The organism is Curtobacterium sp. L1-20, assembly GCF_048755855.1.
Taxonomy (GTDB): domain Bacteria; phylum Actinomycetota; class Actinomycetes; order Actinomycetales; family Microbacteriaceae; genus Curtobacterium.
This window is the reverse complement of record NZ_CP151473.1, coordinates 2,503,305-2,520,834: the sequence shown is the minus strand read 5'-3', so window position 1 is coordinate 2,520,834 and position 17,530 is coordinate 2,503,305. Positions and strand designations below refer to the sequence as shown.

Annotated in this window: 13 protein-coding genes; 11 read left to right on the top strand and 2 right to left on the bottom strand. The window is 70.2% G+C overall.

Annotation, left to right across the window (positions count from 1 at the left end; translation table 11 throughout):
* Positions 1–117: 117 nt before the first annotated feature.
* Positions 118–1,446, bottom strand: coding sequence for an MFS transporter (locus AAEP86_RS13395; protein ID WP_420367818.1), 1,329 nt, complete (start codon positions 1,444–1,446; stop codon positions 118–120).
* A gap of 168 nt (positions 1,447–1,614) precedes the next feature.
* On the opposite strand from AAEP86_RS13395, the gene uvrB reads away from it, so the two are divergent.
* From uvrB to AAEP86_RS13340, 11 genes are all read left to right on the top strand, one after another.
* A complete protein-coding gene (gene uvrB / locus AAEP86_RS13390) occupies positions 1,615–3,687 on the top strand; it encodes an excinuclease ABC subunit UvrB (RefSeq protein WP_420370489.1) in 2,073 nt (690 codons plus the stop codon).
* Positions 3,677–4,597 carry an SDR family NAD(P)-dependent oxidoreductase gene (locus tag AAEP86_RS13385; protein WP_420367817.1) on the top strand — a complete coding sequence of 307 codons (921 nt, stop codon included), beginning with the start codon at positions 3,677–3,679 and terminating at the stop codon, positions 4,595–4,597. Before uvrB ends, AAEP86_RS13385 begins: the two co-directional genes overlap by 11 nt.
* A 120-nt stretch (positions 4,598–4,717) precedes the next feature.
* The gene (gene uvrA / locus AAEP86_RS13380; RefSeq protein WP_420370488.1) at positions 4,718–7,696 is read left to right on the top strand and encodes an excinuclease ABC subunit UvrA; all 2,979 of its coding nucleotides are present in this window, start codon (positions 4,718–4,720) and stop codon (positions 7,694–7,696) included.
* Complete coding sequence (gene uvrC, locus AAEP86_RS13375) at positions 7,697–9,811, top strand: excinuclease ABC subunit UvrC (RefSeq protein WP_420367816.1); 2,115 nt, start codon at positions 7,697–7,699, stop codon at positions 9,809–9,811.
* A 430-nt stretch (positions 9,812–10,241) separates the two neighbouring features.
* Positions 10,242–11,144, top strand: coding sequence for an RNase adapter RapZ (gene rapZ, locus AAEP86_RS13370; RefSeq protein ID WP_420367815.1), 903 nt, complete (start codon positions 10,242–10,244; stop codon positions 11,142–11,144).
* Between the two features lie 75 nt (positions 11,145–11,219).
* Positions 11,220–12,200 carry a DNA-binding protein WhiA gene (whiA, locus tag AAEP86_RS13365; RefSeq protein WP_133519400.1) on the top strand — a complete coding sequence of 327 codons (981 nt, stop codon included), beginning with the start codon at positions 11,220–11,222 and terminating at the stop codon, positions 12,198–12,200.
* Between the two features lie 255 nt (positions 12,201–12,455).
* Positions 12,456–13,460, top strand: a complete 1,005-nt coding sequence (gap, locus tag AAEP86_RS13360) for a type I glyceraldehyde-3-phosphate dehydrogenase (protein WP_420367814.1) — start codon at positions 12,456–12,458, stop codon at positions 13,458–13,460.
* A gap of 3 nt (positions 13,461–13,463) precedes the next feature.
* Entirely contained in the window at positions 13,464–14,681 is a 1,218-nt protein-coding gene (locus tag AAEP86_RS13355) for a phosphoglycerate kinase (RefSeq protein ID WP_420367813.1), read from the top strand.
* Complete coding sequence (tpiA, locus tag AAEP86_RS13350; protein ID WP_420367812.1) at positions 14,678–15,457, top strand: triose-phosphate isomerase; 780 nt, start codon at positions 14,678–14,680, stop codon at positions 15,455–15,457. The genes AAEP86_RS13355 and tpiA overlap by 4 nt, the downstream gene beginning before the upstream one ends.
* A gap of 120 nt (positions 15,458–15,577) precedes the next feature.
* A complete protein-coding gene (secG, locus tag AAEP86_RS13345; RefSeq protein ID WP_058727797.1) occupies positions 15,578–15,829 on the top strand; it encodes a preprotein translocase subunit SecG in 252 nt (83 codons plus the stop codon).
* Between the two features lie 3 nt (positions 15,830–15,832).
* Entirely contained in the window at positions 15,833–16,192 is a 360-nt protein-coding gene (locus AAEP86_RS13340) for an RNA polymerase-binding protein RbpA (RefSeq protein WP_420367811.1), read from the top strand.
* Positions 16,193–16,672: 480 nt separating this feature from the next.
* On the opposite strand, the gene pgl is transcribed toward AAEP86_RS13340, so the two are convergent.
* Positions 16,673–17,443: a 6-phosphogluconolactonase gene (pgl, locus tag AAEP86_RS13335; protein ID WP_420367810.1), complete on the bottom strand. Its 771-nt coding sequence runs from the start codon at positions 17,441–17,443 to the stop codon at positions 16,673–16,675.
* Positions 17,444–17,530 lie beyond the last annotated feature (87 nt).

Here is a 17,530-nt window from a genome sequence, read left to right as displayed (position 1 = left end):
TGGAGGCGCGGCGAGGGTCGCCGTCCTGGCTCGCGCCCGTCGCGGGCGCGGCTGGGTCGCCGCCCTGACCCGCGCCCGTCCCGGCGCGAGCGGGCGGAGCCGCGCCGCCCGGCGGGCTCAGGCGGACTGCTGCTCGGCCTTCGGGGTGCCGACCTCGAGCACGCCGTCGGTCATCGTGAGCCGCTGCGGCTTCATGAACCAGGCGACGACCGCGGCCGCGGCGAGCAGGACGCAGGAGAGCGCGAAGGGGATCTGCCAGCCGGTGGTGTCGATGAGGGCTCCGAAGACGATCGGCGAGACGACGCCGGCGACGCCGAAGCCGGTGTTCATGAAGCCGGAGGCCGTGCCGGACCACTGCGGGGCGACGTCCATCGGGATCGCCCAGAGGTTGGCGTTGCACAGCTCCAGGAAGAAGAACGACAGGGCGAGCGAGATCGTGGCGACGACGAGCCCCTGCCCGATGACGAGCGGGATGAGGCAGACGAGGGAGCCGCCGAGGCCGATGACGAGGATGGTGCGTCGGGCGTTCCGGGTGTTCCCGCCGCGGTGGATGATCCGGTCGCTGAGCATGCCGCCGACCGTGTCGCCGACGACGCCGGCGAGCAGCACGAGGGTGGTGAAGAGGGCGAACTGGCTGATCGGCAGGCCGAAGGTCGAGCTGAGGAAGGTCGGGATCCAGGTGAGGAACACCCAGAGGACCCAGCCGTAGCCGAAGTCGACGAAGGTGACCGGCAGGATCTGCCGTGCGAGCGTGCGCCAGGGGACGGGCGGCCGGGTCGCACGGGTCTCGACGGGCGGGAGCTCGTCGAGCTCGACCTGCGCGATGCCGGCGGTGTCCTCGGGTTTGTCGCGGAACCAGACGAACCAGACGATGCCCCAGGCGATGGAGAGCACGGCCGTCGCGAAGAACGCCCACCGCCAGCTGCCGGTGGCGCCGATCACCCAGGCCACGAGGAGCGGCGCCAGGGCGTTGCCGAGCCGCGCGGCCGAGTGCACGACGCCCTGGGCGAAGCCGTTGCGGTCGCGGGGGATCCACCGGCTCATGGCCTGGGTGGCCGCGGGGAACGCCGCGGCCTCGCTGAGGCCGAGGAGTGCCCTGGCGGCGAAGAGGGTCCAGAACCCGACCGAGAACCCGGTCCAGAGGGTCGCGACGCCCCAGATGACGGTGATGACGAAGAGCGCCTTCCGCGGGCCGAACTTCTCGGCGATGGTGCCGCCGAAGACCTGGAGCAGCGCGTAGGGGAGCGCGAACGCGGACACGATGAGCCCCGCGGTCGTCTCGTTGAAGCCGAAGTCCTCGGTGATGTGCGGGAGCGCCGTGGAGATGTTGGTGCGGTCGATGTACGAGATCGCGTACATGCAGCACAGCAGGACGAGCACTCGCCCGCGGATGCGTCCGCGGAACGGGGTGCCCTTCGTCGGTGCGGCGGGGGTCGCCGTCGTCATGGGGCCTCTTCGGGGAGTGGAGGGGAACGGGATGCTGAACGGATCGGAGGCTAGAGCGCTCCGCTATCAGCCGACTCGGAAGCCGCTCTGGGTGGACGATACGCCGACGGCGAGCACGGGGCTCCGGTGTCAGCGGTCGCGACTACCGTTGAGCGCATGGCAGTGTCAATCGAGCCCACCCGCGCGGTCCGACCGTTCGAGGTCATCAGCGAGTACTCGCCGAGCGGTGACCAGCCCGCCGCGATCGCCGAGCTCGCGGGTCGGATCAACGCCGGTGAGACCGACGTCGTGCTGCTCGGTGCGACCGGTACGGGCAAGTCCGCCACCACGGCGTGGCTCGTCGAGCAGGTGCAGCGCCCGACGTTGGTGCTGGCGCACAACAAGACCCTCGCAGCCCAGCTGGCGAACGAGTTCCGCAGCCTGCTGCCGAACAACGCCGTCGAGTACTTCGTCTCGTACTACGACTACTACCAGCCCGAGGCGTACGTCCCGCAGACCGACACCTTCATCGAGAAGGACTCCTCGGTCAACGCCGAGGTCGAGCGGCTGCGGCACTCCACGACGAACTCGCTGCTCAGCCGCCGCGACGTCATCGTCGTCTCCACCGTCTCCTGCATCTACGGCCTCGGCACGCCCGAGCAGTACATGAACGCGTCGGTGGCGCTGCACGTCGGCCAGACGATCTCGCGTGACCAGCTCGTCCGGAAGTTCGTCGCCATGCAGTACCAGCGCAACGACGTCGACTTCGCGCGGGGCACGTTCCGCGTCCGCGGCGACACGATCGAGATCATCCCGATGTACGAGGAACACGCGATCCGCATCGAGATGTTCGGCGACGAGATCGAAGCGCTGTCCTCGCTGCACCCGCTGACCGGCAACGTCATCGACGACCTGCCCGCGGTGTCGATCTTCCCCGCGTCGCACTACGTCGCCGACACCGACGTCATGCACCGTGCCATCGCCGACATCAAGGTCGAACTGGCCGAGCGGCTCGCCGAGCTCGAGGGCCAGGGCAAGCTGCTCGAGGCGCAGCGGCTCCGGATGCGCACGACGTTCGACATCGAGATGATGGAGCAGATCGGGTTCTGCTCGGGCATCGAGAACTACTCGCGGCACATGGACGGACGGCTCCCCGGCGAGGCGCCGCACTGCCTCATCGACTACTTCCCGGACGACTTCCTCATCGTCATCGACGAGTCGCACGTCACCGTGCCGCAGATCGGCGCGATGTACGAGGGCGACGCGTCCCGCAAGCGCACGCTCGTCGAGCACGGCTTCCGCCTGCCGAGCGCCCTCGACAACCGACCGCTGACGTGGGAGGAGTTCCTCGACCGCGTCGGCCAGAAGGTCTACCTGTCGGCGACCCCGGGCAAGTACGAGCTCGGCGTCACGGACAGCGTCGTCGAGCAGATCATCCGCCCGACCGGCCTGGTCGACCCCGAGATCGTCGTGAAGCCGAGCGACGGCCAGATCGACGACCTGCTCGAGGAGATCAAGCAGCGCGTCGAGAAGGACGAGCGCGTCCTCGTGACGACGCTGACGAAGCGCATGGCCGAGGAACTCACCGACTTCCTCGGCAACGCCGGCGTCCGGGTCCGGTACCTGCACTCGGACGTCGACACCCTGAAGCGTGTCGAGCTGCTCACCGAGCTGCGCCAGGGCGTGTACGACGTCCTGGTCGGCATCAACCTGCTGCGTGAGGGGCTCGACCTGCCCGAGGTGTCCCTCGTGGCGATCCTCGACGCCGACAAGGAAGGCTTCCTGCGCTCGTCGACGTCCCTCATCCAGACCATCGGTCGCGCGGCTCGCAACGTCTCGGGCCAGGTGCTCATGTACGCCGACAAGATGACCGACTCGATGCGGAACGCGATCGAGGAGACCGACCGCCGGCGCGAGAAGCAGGTCGCCTACAACCTCGAACGCGGCATCGACCCGCAGCCGCTGCGCAAGAAGATCGCCGACATCACCGAGGTGCTGCAGCGCGAGAACGACGACACGAAGGCACTGCTCGAGGGACGTCCGGGTGCCGACGGCCGCCGGTCGCCGACGCCGAACCTCAAGCGGACCGGCATCGCCGGCGAGGGGGCGACCCAGCTCGAGGCCACCATCGCGGACCTCAACGACCAGATGCTCCAGGCAGCGGCCGAGCTGAAGTTCGAACTCGCGGCACGACTGCGCGACGAGGTGCAGGACCTCAAGAAGGCGCTGCGGCAGATGGAGTCCGCCGGGCATGTCAACTGATCCGACACGGCGCACCGTCGTCGTGACCGGAGCCAGTGCCGGGCTGGGCTACCACGCCGCGGAACAGCTCGCGGCGGCCGGACACCGGGTCGTGCTCGCCACGCGGGACGCCGCCCGTGCCGCAGCAGCCGAGCGCAGCATCCGCCGCCACGTCGACGACGCGGACCTGACGCACCTGCACCTCGACCTCGCGGACCTCGACAGCGTGCGTGCCGCCGCCTCCGAGCTCGCCGGGATCGCGCCGGACGGGATCGACGCCACGGTGAACAACGCCGGTGTGGTCGGTGCGGGCGAGTACCGCACCACCCGGCAGGGCACCGAACTCCAGATCGGGACGAACCACCTCGGTCACTTCGCCTGGTCCGCCCTGCTGATGCCCCTGCTCGAGCAGCGTGGCGGCCGGGTCGTCCACCTCGGCTCGATCGCGCACCGGTGGGCCCGTCTCGACCGACACGATCCCCTCGGTGCCGGTCACTACGCGGACCACCGGCAGTACGGACGGAGCAAGCTCGCGGTGATGCTCTTCGGCTTCGAGCTCGCGCAACGGCTGGGTGACGCGGACTCCGCCGTGACGAGCGTCGTCGCGCACCCCGGGCTCGCGCTCGACGTCCTGAGCCCGGTCCGTCCCGAGGTCACGCCGTCCCGTGCGGAGCCCACGTGGTTCCGTCCGGTGCGGCGGTTCGTGTCCCAGGGCAAGGACGCCGGTGCGGCGCCGCTCGTGCACGCGGCCGTCGCTCCGGGCGTCCGGTCGGGGGAGTACTGGGGCCCGTCGGGGTGGATGCAGCTCCGCGGCACCGCAGCGGTCGTCTTCGCCGAGCCCCGTGCGCACGACCGGACCGAGGCGGCCCGGCTCTGGGACGCCAGCGAGCGGGCCTCCGGGGTGTCGTTCGCTCTCGACGCACTCGTCTGACCGTCCCGGGCGGCCGAATGTCGGTCGGGGTTCGTAGAATCGACGACGATGACCATCACCTCTGACCGCGGAACCTCGACGTCGGCCCGGAACGCGTTCGGCGAGCCCGCAGACCTCCACATGCCCGGGGGCACGGCACCCCACAGCACCTCCACGCTCAGCGTCCGGGGTGCCCGCGTGCACAACCTGCGGGACGTCGACCTCGAGATCCCGCGCGACTCCCTCGTCGTGTTCACCGGTCTGTCCGGTTCGGGCAAGTCCTCACTGGCGTTCGACACGATCTTCGCCGAGGGACAGCGCCGCTACGTGGAGTCGCTCTCCGCGTACGCGCGGCAGTTCCTCGGGCAGGTCGACCGCCCCGACGTCGACTTCATCGAGGGACTGTCGCCCGCGGTGTCGATCGACCAGAAGTCGACCAACCGGAACCCGCGCTCGACCGTCGGCACGATCACCGAGGTCTACGACTACATGCGTCTGCTCTGGGCGCGCATCGGCGTCCCGCACTGCCCCGTCTGCGGCGAGGTGATCAGCAAGCAGAGCGTCCAGCAGATCGCGGACCAGCTCATGGAGTTCGAGTCCGGCACCCGCTTCCAGGTGCTCGCGCCGGTCATCTCGAAGAAGAAGGGCGAGTTCGTCGACCTCTTCCAGGAACTCGCAGCCTCCGGCTACGCCCGCGCGATCGTCGACGGGGAGCGCATCCAGCTCAGTGACCCGCCGAAGCTCAAGAAGCAGGTCAAGCACGACATCTCGGTGATCGTCGACCGTCTGGTCGCGAACGAGGACATCCTCGGCCGCCTCACCGACTCGCTCGAGACGGCGCTCCGCCTCACCGACGGCACCGTCGCGATCGACCTCGTCGACGCCGAGGGACCCGGCGCCGTCCGGACCTACTCCGAGAACCTCTCCTGCCCGAACAACCACCCGCTCGCGCTGACCGAGATCGAGCCCCGCACGTTCTCGTTCAACGCACCGTTCGGCGCCTGCCCGGAGTGCTCCGGCCTGGGCACCCGGATGTCGGTCGACCCGGACCTCGTGCTCGGCGACCCCGAGGCGTCCCTCCGCGACGGCGTGCTGCTGCCCTGGACGGGCACGAGCGGGCTGTACTCCTACTTCGAGAAGCTGCTCGCCGGTCTCGGCAAGGACCTCGGGTTCGACCTCGACACCCCGTGGAGCCGGCTCGACCCCTCCGTGCAGGCCGCGATCCTCACCGGCAAGGACTTCCAGGTCTCGGTGTCGTGGCGCAACCGGTTCGGCCGCGAGATGCGGTACACGAGCGGGTTCGAGGGCGTCATGCCCTACATCGAGCGCAAGTTCGCCGAGGCCGAGTCGGACTCGCAGCGGCAGCGCTTCCAGGGCTACCTGCGCGAGGTCCCGTGCCCGGTCTGCGACGGCACGCGCCTGAAGCCCGAGGTGTTGGCGGTCACGGTCGCCGACCGCAGCATCGCCGACGTCACGAACCTGTCGCTCGACGACGCGTACGCGTTCATGGACAGGCTCACGCTGACCGAGCGCGAGGCGCACATCGCCGCCGCCGTGCTCCGCGAGATCCGGGCGCGCCTCGAGTTCCTGCTCGAGGTCGGCCTCAACTACCTCACGCTGGCGCGCGGTGCCGGTGGTCTCTCCGGCGGCGAGGCGCAGCGCATCCGCCTGGCCACGCAGATCGGATCCGGTCTGACGGGCGTGCTCTACGTCCTCGACGAGCCGAGCATCGGCCTGCACCAGCGCGACAACCGACGGCTCATCGACACCCTCGTGAAGCTGAAGGACCTCGGCAACACCCTCATCGTCGTCGAGCACGACGAGGACACGATCCGTACGGCCGACTGGGTCGTCGACATCGGTCCGGGGGCCGGCGTCAACGGCGGCAACGTCGTGCACTCGGGTTCCTACGAGGGCATCATCGAGAACCGCGAGTCGATCACCGGCGACTACCTCGCCGGCCGACGCGCGATCGAGGTGCCGGCGGAGCGTCGGAAGGTCAACCTCAAGCGCACGATCAGTGTGCAGGGCGCCCGTGCGAACAACCTCAAGTCGATCGACGCCGACTTCCCGCTCGGCGTCTTCACCGCGGTCACCGGGGTGAGCGGTTCCGGCAAGTCGACCCTGGTGAACGACATCCTCTACAAGGTGCTCGCGAACCAGCTCAACGGGGCGCGCCACATCGCCGGCAAGCACACCCGCGTGAAGGGCCTCGACCAGCTCGACAAGGTCGTCCACGTCGACCAGGCGCCGATCGGCCGCACCCCGCGGTCGAACCCGGCGACCTACACGGGCGTCTTCGACCGGATCCGCCAGCTGTTCGCCGAGACGACCGAGGCGAAGGCCCGCGGCTACCAGCCCGGTCGCTTCAGCTTCAACGTCAAGGGCGGAAGGTGCGAGAACTGCGCCGGTGACGGCACGATCAAGATCGAGATGAACTTCCTGCCCGACGTGTACGTCGCGTGCGAGGTCTGCGGCGGTGCACGGTACAACCGCGAGACCCTGCAGGTCCACTACAAGGGCAAGAACATCTCCGAGGTCCTCGACATGCCGATCAGCGAGGCGGCCGAGTTCTTCGAGCCGATCTCCGCGATCCACCGCTACATGGCGACCCTGGTCGACGTGGGTCTCGGGTACGTCCGACTCGGCCAGAGCGCGACGACCCTCTCGGGCGGCGAGGCGCAGCGCGTCAAGCTCGCGACGGAGCTGCAGCGTCGGTCGAACGGCCGCACGGTCTACGTGCTCGACGAGCCCACGACGGGTCTCCACTTCGAGGACGTCCGGAAGCTCCTCCTCGTGCTGCAGAGCCTGGTCGACAAGGGCAACACGGTCATCACGATCGAGCACAACCTCGACGTCATCAAGTCGGCCGACTGGCTGATCGACATGGGCCCCGAAGGGGGTTCCGGTGGCGGCACGGTCCTCGCCACGGGGACGCCGGAGCACGTCGCGAACGTGCCCGAGAGCCACACCGGCGTCTTCCTGAAGGAGATCTTCGACGCGCAGGACGCCCGTGTCGGCAAGGAGCAGGCCGTCGGCGCACGCCAGGTCACGTCCAAGAAGCAGGCAGGGAAGCAGCCGACCGGCACCGCCGGCAAGCAGAAGGCGGGTGCTCGGTAGGTGGCGGACACCGTCTCGTGGCGGCCGAAGGCAGGGGAGATCCCGACCGATCCGGGCGTCTACCGCTGGCGTGACGAAGCCGGTCGGGTGCTCTACGTCGGCAAGGCCAAGAACCTCCGCGCGCGCCTGAGCAACTACTTCGCACCGCTGCCGACGCTGCACGAGCGCACCCGTCGGATGGTCCTCACGGCTCGCAGTGTCGAATGGACCACCGTCGGCTCCGAGATCGAGGCGCTCCAGCTCGAGTACACGTGGATCAAGGAGTTCGATCCGCCGTTCAACGTCAAGTTCCGCGACGACAAGTCGTACCCGTACATGGCGATCACGCTCGGCGAGGAAGCGCCGCGGGTCATGGTGACCCGCAACCGCAAGATCAAGGGCGCCAAGTACTTCGGCCCGTACCCGAAGATCTGGGCCGTGCACGACACGATCGACCTGATGATCAAGGTCTTCCCGATCCGGACCTGCTCGGACTCGTCGTACAAGAAGGCGATGCAGACCGGCAAGCCGTGCTTCCCGGGGCAGATCGGCAAGTGCGGCGGACCGTGCTCGCAGAAGGTCACGATCGCCGAGCACCGTGCGATGGTCGAGGAGTTCGTCCGCTTCATGGCGAGCTACGACCGCCGGGTGATCACGCAGCTCCGGCAGCGGATGGCCGCGTCGGCCGATGCGATGCAGTACGAGCAGGCCGCCCGGTTCCGCGACCAGGTCGGTGCGCTCGAAGCGGTGCTCGAGAAGTCCGCCGTGGTCCTCCGCGACTCCGTCGACCTCGACCTCTTCGGCATCGCCGAGGACGAGCTCGCCGCGGCCGTGCAGCTGTTCTCGGTGCGCGGCGGCCGCATCCGCGGTGTCCGCGGCTGGGTCGTCGACAAGGAGCTCGACATCTCGACGGGCGACCTCGTCGAGCAGATCGTCCAGGGCCAGTACGCCACCACCGAGGAACCCCCGCGCGAGGTCGTCGTGCCGGAACTCCCCGAGGACGCCGAGGCGCTGCAGCAGTGGCTCAGCGAACGGCGTGGTGGTCGGGGGACGAAGCTCAGCACCGCGCAGCGCGGTGACCGCGCCGGGTTGGCACGCACCGCGGCGCAGAACGCCGCGCAGGCGCTCATGCTCTACAAGACGAAGCGCTCCGCCGACTACACGACGCGGTCCGCTGCCCTGGCCGACATCCAGGACGCCCTCGGCATGACCGAGGCGCCGTTGCGCATGGAGTGCTACGACATCTCGCACCTGCAGGGCACGAACGTCGTGGCGTCGATGGTCGTCTTCGAGGACGGCCTGCCGCGCAAGGACCAGTACCGCCGGTACACGATCGCCGAGACCACCGACGACACGGACAGCATGTACCAGGTGCTCTCCCGGCGGCTGGCGCGTCTCGACGAGGACGCGACCGTGCCCGACGTCCCCGACGTCACGAGCGACGACGTCGTCGAGGGTTCGAAGCCGACGAAGCGCTTCGCGTACCGTCCCCAACTGCTCATCGTCGACGGCGGGCAGCCGCAGGTGCAGGCGGCGAAGCGCGCGATGGACGAGGCCGGCGTGCACGACATCGCACTCGTCGGCATCGCGAAGCGCCTCGAGGAGCTCTGGCTGCCCGACGACGACTTCCCGGTGATCCTGCCCCGCAACTCCGAGGCGCTGTTCCTCGTCCAGCGCATCCGTGACGAAGCGCACCGGTTCGCGATCACGCACCAGCGCACGCGTCGCAAGCGGGACGTGCGGTCGCAACTGTCCGAGATCCCCGGGCTCGGCCCGACCCGCGTCAGCGCGCTGCTGAAGCACTTCGGATCGGTCGCGCGTCTGCGCGAGGCGACGGCGGAGGAGATCGGCGAGGTGCCGGGCGTCGGTCCGGCAACGGCGGCGGCGGTCGTCACCAAGCTGCGGCAGACCCCGACCAGCGCACCGGTCGGGCCGACACCGCCGACGGCGGCCAGCGCGCCGTCGCCGGTCAGCGCGCCCGACGCCGACGCCGCGACCGGCGACGTCGCCGGTGCCGACGCCGTGGTCGATCCCACCACCGACGGTGTCACCGACCCGGTGACCGGCGCGGCCAGCCCGGGAGGCACGGCTCGGCTCCCACAGGTGACCCCCGACGGACCGCACCTCCCGTCGTGACGCACACCGCGCCTCCCGTCCGGGCGAGCGTCGCGACGAGCGTCGCCGTGGGCACGGCGACGAGCCTCGCCACGGGGACCCCGACGAGCCTCGCCACGGGGACCGCAGACCGTCACGACACCTGTCGCCGAACGTCCCGACACGTGTCGTCTGCCGTCCCGCCCCGCGTCCCGCCGCGACCAGCCGGACGCGCCGCCCCCGACGGACAGCCGCGTCACCCCCGTGGGACCGCGGCGCGACGGGCCGTCCGTCCGCCGAGGTGACACCGACGGTGACGGCGGACCGCTCCCGAGCGTTACCCTTGACCAGCAGCCGAGACCGACCCGCAGCCGAGACCTCCCCGGGCGACGCGCCCGGGGCCGCCACGACGGAGCCCACTCCCAGATGACAGACAGCGCCCGATGACCGCCTCCGCGCGAGGCGTGCTCGCATGACCGACGGCGACCCGACGACGGCACGACCGTCGCAGCAGCACGACATCCTCATCGTCACCGGGATGTCCGGCGCCGGTCGGTCGACCGTCGGCAAGGCGCTGGAGGACCTCGGCTGGTACGTGGTCGACAACCTGCCGACACAGATGCTCGCGCCGCTGACCGAGCTCGCGGACCGCGCCGGCGAGAAGATCCCGAAGATCGCCACGGTGGTCGACGTCCGCGGTGGCCGGTTCTTCACCGACCCGGAGCAGGCGGTCGAGCAGGTCCGGTCGACGACGTCGGCTCGCGTCCGGGTGCTCTTCCTCGAGGCGACGGACGCGGTGCTCGTCCGGCGCTTCGAACAGGTCCGCCGACCGCACCCGCTGCAGGGCGAGGACACGCTGCTCGACGGGATCGCCCGCGAACGCGTCCGGCTCTCGGCGCTGCGCGAGGCGTCCGACCTCGTGATCGACACCTCGGACCTGAACATCCACCAACTCGCGAACGCCGTCACCGACCGGTTCGCCGACGACCACTTCGTCGGCGTCCAGGTGACGCTGATGAGCTTCGGCTTCAAGTACGGCCTGCCGGCGGACGCCGACATGGTCGCTGACGTGCGGTTCCTCCCGAACCCGTACTGGGTCCCGGAACTGCGGCCGCACACCGGTCTCGACCGGCCCGTCTCGGACTACGTGCTCGCCCAGGCGGGAGCGCGTCCGTTCGTGGACCGCTACGCTTCCGTGCTCGAGCCGGTGTTCGAGGGCTACCAGCGCGAGAACAAAAGACACGCTACGATCGCCATCGGCTGTACCGGCGGCAAGCACCGCTCGGTCGCCATCGTCGCCGAGTTGGCGAACATCCTCCGCGGGATGCCCGGCGTCGCCGTGCGTGTGAAGAACCGAGATCTCGGCCGGGAGTGACCGTCCCTCCGGCCGCTCCACACGCCGTGCGCCGGACACGCGGACCCCACCAGAAGAAACGTTAGGAATGATGCTGTGCCGTTGACTGCCGAGGTCAAGGACGAACTGGCCCGGGTCGTCGTGAACCGCAACACGGTCCGCGCCGCTGAACTGGCGACCATCCTGCGGTTCGCGGGCGGCCTGCACGTCATCTCGGGCAGGATCGCCGTCGAGGTCGAGCTCGACACCCGGATCATCGTCCACCGCGTGCGGAAGGACCTCGCCGAGCTGTACGGCGTGCGGAGCGAGGCGTCGGTGGGGTCGTCCGCGTCCGCTCGTCGCGGCACCCGGTACCTGGTGCGCGTGCTCGAGGCGGGGGAGACCCTCGCGCGGCAGACCGGGCTGATGGACGCCCGTCGCCGTCCGGTCCGCGGCCTGCCGAACCGGCTCACCACGGGCAACCGCGAGGACCTCGCCGCGATCTGGCGCGGGGCCTTCCTCGCCGCCGGCACGTTGACCGACCCGGGCCGAGCCGCAGCGCTGGAGGTCACCTGCCCCGGCAACGAGGCGGCGATGGCCCTCGTCGGCGCCGCGTCCCGCCTGGGCATCGCCGCGAAGGGCCGTGAGGTCCGCGGCGTGCACCGTGTGGTCATCCGCGACGGCGAGGCCATCGGTCAGATGCTCACCGTGATGGGTGCTGCCCGCACCACCGCCGAGTGGGAGGAGATGCGGCAGCGCCGCGAGGTCCGCGCGACCGCCAACCGCCTGGTCAACTTCGACGACGCGAACCTGCGCCGGTCGGCACAGGCCGCCGTCGCCGCGTGCGCCCGTGTGGAGCGCGCGTTGGAGATCCTCGGCGACGAGGTGCCCGACCACCTGCAGTACGCCGGGTCGCTCCGACTGCAGCACCGCGACGCCTCGCTCGACGAGCTCGGCCAGCACGCCGACCCGCCCATGACGAAGGACGCCATCGCCGGGCGCATCCGCCGCCTGCTCGCGATGGCCGACAAGCGTGCGTCGGACCTCGGCATCCCGGGCACCGAGGCGAGCGTCCCGGAGGAGCTCGAGGGCGCCTGATCGCGGTCCTCGGACCTGCCCGACGGGAGGCGCGGTGCCAGCTGGCACCGCGCCTCCCGTCCGTCCGTGGGCAGGGTCCGGGACGGCCCTCGCGACCGTCCGGACGGACCGTCATCCGCGCAGGGCACGCAGAGACCGACTGCTAGGGTCGTTACGGCGACGTTACGGGGCGTATCGTCCACCACACGCGGGCCCGCGGGGCCCGCGACTCCGAAAGCAGCGCCCCCGGGCGCTCCACACCCACCAGGAGATCCATTGACCGTCAAGATCGGTATCAACGGCTTCGGCCGCATCGGCCGTAACTTCTTCCGGGCCGCCCTCGCCAAGGGCTCCGACCTCGAGATCGTGGCGGTGAACGACCTCACCGACAACGCCGCGCTGGCCAACCTGCTGAAGTTCGACTCCATCACCGGTCGTCTCGGCGCATCCGTCGAGCTCGACGGCGACAACATCGTCGTCGACGGCAAGGCGATCAAGGTCCTCGCGGAGCGCGACCCCGCGAACCTCCCCTGGGGTGAGCTGGGCGTCGACATCGTCATCGAGTCGACCGGGTTCTTCACCAAGGCCGCCGACGCGCAGAAGCACATCGACGCGGGCGCCAAGAAGGTCATCATCTCCGCCCCGGCCACGGGTGACGACGTCACCATCGTGCTCGGCGTGAACGAGGACCAGTACGACCCGGCGAACCACAACATCATCTCGAACGCGTCCTGCACCACGAACAGCCTCGCGCCGCTCGCCAAGGTGTTCCACGACAAGTTCGGCATCGAGCGCGGGCTCATGACGACGGTGCACGCGTACACCGCCGACCAGAACCTGCAGGACGGCCCGCACAAGGACCCGCGTCGTGCGCGTGCGGCCGCGCTGAACATCGTCCCGACCTCGACCGGTGCCGCCAAGGCCATCGGGCAGGTCATGCCGGAGCTCGCCGGCAAGCTCGACGGCTACGCGCTGCGCGTCCCGGTCCCGACCGGTTCGATCACCGACCTCACCCTCGAGACCAAGTCCGAGGTCACCGTCGACGAGATCAACGCCGCCTACAAGGAGGCCGCCGAGGGCCCGCTCAAGGGCATCCTGCTCTACAGCGAGGACCCGCTGGTGTCGACCGACATCACCACGGACCCGCACTCCTCGATCTACGACTCCGGCCTGACCAAGGTCATCGGCGGCCTCGTGAAGATCACCTCGTGGTACGACAACGAGTGGGGCTACTCGAACCGCCTCGTCGACCTGACCGAGTACGTCGGCGAGCGTCTGTAACACATGGCCCTCCGCACCCTCGAGGACCTCGGTGACCTCGCCGGCAAGCGCGTCGTCGTCCGCTGTGACCTGAACGTCCCGCTCAAGGACGGCACGATCACGGACGACGGCCGCATCCGCGCGTCGCTGGGGACCCTGAACACCCTCATCACCGCCGGCGCCCGCGTCGTCGTGATCTCCCACCTGGGCCGACCCGACGGGTCGCCGGCTCCGGAGTACTCGCTCGCCCCCGTGGGGCAGCGGCTCTCCGAGCTGCTCGGCAAGGAGGTCACGTTCGTCGGTGAGACCGTCGGCGACGAGGCGACCGCCGCTGCCGAGGCCCTCGAGGACGGTGACGTCCTGCTGCTCGAGAACCTCCGCTTCAACCCGGAGGAGACCTCGAAGGACGCCGCCTCGCGTCAGGCGTTCGCGGACCGCATCGCCGCCCTCGGGGACGCCTTCGTCTCCGACGGCTTCGGTGTCGTGCACCGCAAGCAGGCCTCCGTCTACGAGCTCGCCTCGGCGCTGCCGTCGGCGGCAGGCTCGCTGATCGAGACCGAGCTGCGCGTGCTCGAGCGCCTCACGAAGGACCCGGAACGCCCCTACACGGTGGTGCTCGGTGGTTCGAAGGTCAGCGACAAGCTCGGCGTGATCGACCACATCCTGCCGAAGGTCGACACCCTGTGCATCGGTGGCGGCATGCTCTTCACCTTCCTCGCGGCCCAGGGCCACGGGGTCGCGAAGTCGCTGCTCGAGCAGGACCAGCTCGACGTCGTCCGCGAGTACCTCTCGCGGGCTGACGAGCTCGGCGTGACGATCGACCTGCCGACCGACGTGGTGGTTGCCTCGGGCTTCGCTGCGGACGCCGACCACGAGACCGTCGCCGCGGACGCGATCGAGTCGTCCTCGTTCGGCGCCGACGGCATCGGCCTCGACATCGGCCCGGAGACCGCTGCGCGCTTCGCGTCGGCGGTGTCCGGTTCGAAGACCGTGTTCTGGAACGGCCCCATGGGCGTGTTCGAGTTCCCTGCCTTCGCCGCCGGTACGAAGACCGTCGCGCAGGCCCTCACCGAGGTCGACGGCCTCGGTGTGGTCGGCGGTGGCGACTCCGCTGCTGCCGTCCGGTCGCTCGGGTTCTCGGACGACCAGTTCGGGCACATCTCCACCGGTGGTGGTGCGAGCCTCGAGTTCCTCGAGGGCAAGTCGCTGCCGGGTCTCGAGGCGTTGGGGTGGTCGGCATGAGCCGGACGCCGTTCATCGCCGGTAACTGGAAGATGAACCTCGACCACCTGCAGGCGATCGCCACGGTGCAGAAGCTCGCGTGGACCCTGAAGGACGCACGCCACGACTTCGACGACGTCGAGGTCGCCGTGTTCCCGCCCTTCACCGACCTCCGCAGCGTGCAGACGCTGATCTCGGCCGACAAGCTGCCGATCCGCTTCGGCGCGCAGGACCTCTCGCAGTGCGACTCCGGTGCCTACACCGGCGACGTCTCCGGGGCGTTCCTCGCCGCACTCGACGCCCAGTACGTCATCGTCGGACACTCCGAGCGGCGCACGCTGCACGGTGAGACCGACGAGATCGTGGCGGCGAAGACCGCGGCGGCCGTCAAGCACGGACTGGTGCCCGTCGTCTGCGTCGGTGAGACCGGTGCGCAGCGCGAGGAGCGCGGCGCCGGTGTCGTGCCGGTCGAGCAGCTCGCGGTCGTCCTCGGAGCGGTCCAGCCGTCCGAGATCGTCGTGGCGTACGAGCCGGTCTGGGCGATCGGCTCCGGCCAGGCCGCGACCGCCGAACAGGCGCAGGAGGACTGCGCCGCCCTGCGTCGCGGCATCGCCACGGCCTGGGGCGACGAAGCGGCTGCCGCCACCCGCGTGCTCTACGGCGGCTCGGTGAAGTCCGGCAACATCGCGGGCTTCCTCCGCGAGCCCGACATCGACGGCGCGCTCGTCGGTGGCGCCTCGCTCGATGTGCAGGAGTTCGCCGCGATCGCGCGCTTCCGCCAGCACGTCGGGCTCTGATCCACCGCGGTCACAGGCCGGTCGCTCCGTGCGGCCGGCCTGTGCCACGCCCAGCCCGGGAACCTCGGCCGACCACCTGGCCGGTATACTCGGATGGCTGACTGACACGAAAGGTACGTCGTGGCGATACTCTCCGTCGTGCTGCAGGTCCTGCTCGCAATCACGAGTCTCCTGCTCACGCTCCTCATCCTGCTGCACAAGGGCCGCGGTGGCGGCCTCTCCGACATGTTCGGCGGCGGCGTGACGAGCAACCTCGGGGCGTCCGGCGTCGCCGAGCGAAACCTCAACCGCATCACGGTGATCCTCGGTCTGGTCTGGATCGTGTCGATCATCGTGCTCGGTCTCATCAACAAGTTCACGGCGGGGAGCTGATCCATGGCAACCGGAGGCAGTGCAATCCGGGGTTCGCGCGTCGGCGCGGGTCCGATGGGGGAGCAGGACCGCGGGGTCCAGGCCGAGCGTGTGGCGATCTCGTACTGGGACGCGCTCGGCAACGAGGTCGTGCGGTACTTCGCCGCCGGCCTTCCTGAAGAAGAGATCCCCGAGACGGTGGACTCGCCGTCGACCGGGCTCCCGGCCGGCCGCGACAAGGAGAACCCTCCGCAGGTCGCGAAGACCGAGCCCTACAAGACGCACCTCGCGTACGTGAAGGAGCGCCGCACCGAGGAAGAGGCAGCCCAGCTCCTCGAGGACGCGCTGCAACAGCTCCGGCAGCGTCGCGGTACCGCGAAGTAGCACCCAGCGCCACGAAGGCCCCCGCACCGAGAGGTGCGGGGGCCTTCGTCGTGCGTGCAGTTGGCCGGCGGGTCCGCCGAGATCGCACTCCGTACGCCCGACCGGGCTGTCCCGACCGCCGAAGTGCGATCTCGCGGGCGGTGTGGACGCGTTCCGCCGGGCGCCGGGCGCCGAGCGGGCAGGACGCGCCGCCTGCGTGCTGCCGAGCGGGCAGGACGCGCTACGCCGAGCGCCGGCCGCCGGCCACCGCGGAAGCGTGCGCCGAGCGCCGAGCGCCGAGCGGGCAGGACGCGCCGCCTGCGTGCTGCCGAGCGGGCAGGATCGGCTGGTTCGGCCCGGCGAGCGTGACGTATTGTGCCCGCTCGGGAGCGGGAGCGGGAGCGGGAGCGGGAGCGGGGGAGGGGGGCGCGAGGCGCGCACAGACGGACGGGAGGCGCGGTGCCAGCTGGCACCGCGCCTCCCGTCCGTGAGGGGTCGCGCCTAGTAGGTCGACGCGATGAGGTTCTCGGGGACGTCGCGGGCGGCGTCCTGGTCGACGAAGAACACGGTCCGCTTGCGTCCCTGGACGCCACCGACCGGCACCTCGTCGACGGACGCGCCGGCGAGGGCGAGCCCGAGCACCGACGCCTTCTCGGCACCCGACAGGATGACCCAGACCCGCTGCGACGCGTTGATCACCGGGAAGGTGACCGTCAGGCGCTGCGGCGGCGGCTTGGGGGAGTCGTCGACCGACAGCACGGCGCGGTCGGTGACGGCGAGCTGCGGGAACTCCGGGAACAGCGACGCGGTGTGGCCGTCCGGGCCGACGCCGAGCAGCGTGATGTCGAAGCGCGGAGCGACCGCACCCTCGGGAGCGGCGTCCTGCAGCTCGCGCTCGTACTGCGCCGCGGCCTCGTCGATGCTCAGTCCGGCGTCGGAGGCAGCGATCGGGTGGATGTTCGACTCCGGGATGTCGACGTGGTCGAAGAAGTCGGTCTGCGTGCCGGTGATGTTGCGATCGGCATCGCCTGCCGGCACCCAGCGCTCGTCGACCCACCACACGTGCACCTTCGACCAGTCGACGCTCTCACGCGCCGGGGACTGGCCGATCGCGGCGAGGACCAGGGACGAGACCGACCCACCGCTGATCGCGATGTCCGCCCGCTCCTGCTCGTCGAGCACGTCGATGATCTTCGTGATGAAGCGTGCGGCGACCGAAGCGCCGAGGGCCTGCTTGTCCGGGTGCACCAGCACCCGCCGTTCGTTGGTCACGTGACTCCCGTGTTCGTGGCGGCTCGTCGGTGCGACGACCGCCTTCGGTCCGACCGGGCCTCCTGCAGGTGCAGGGGCCCGGTCGTG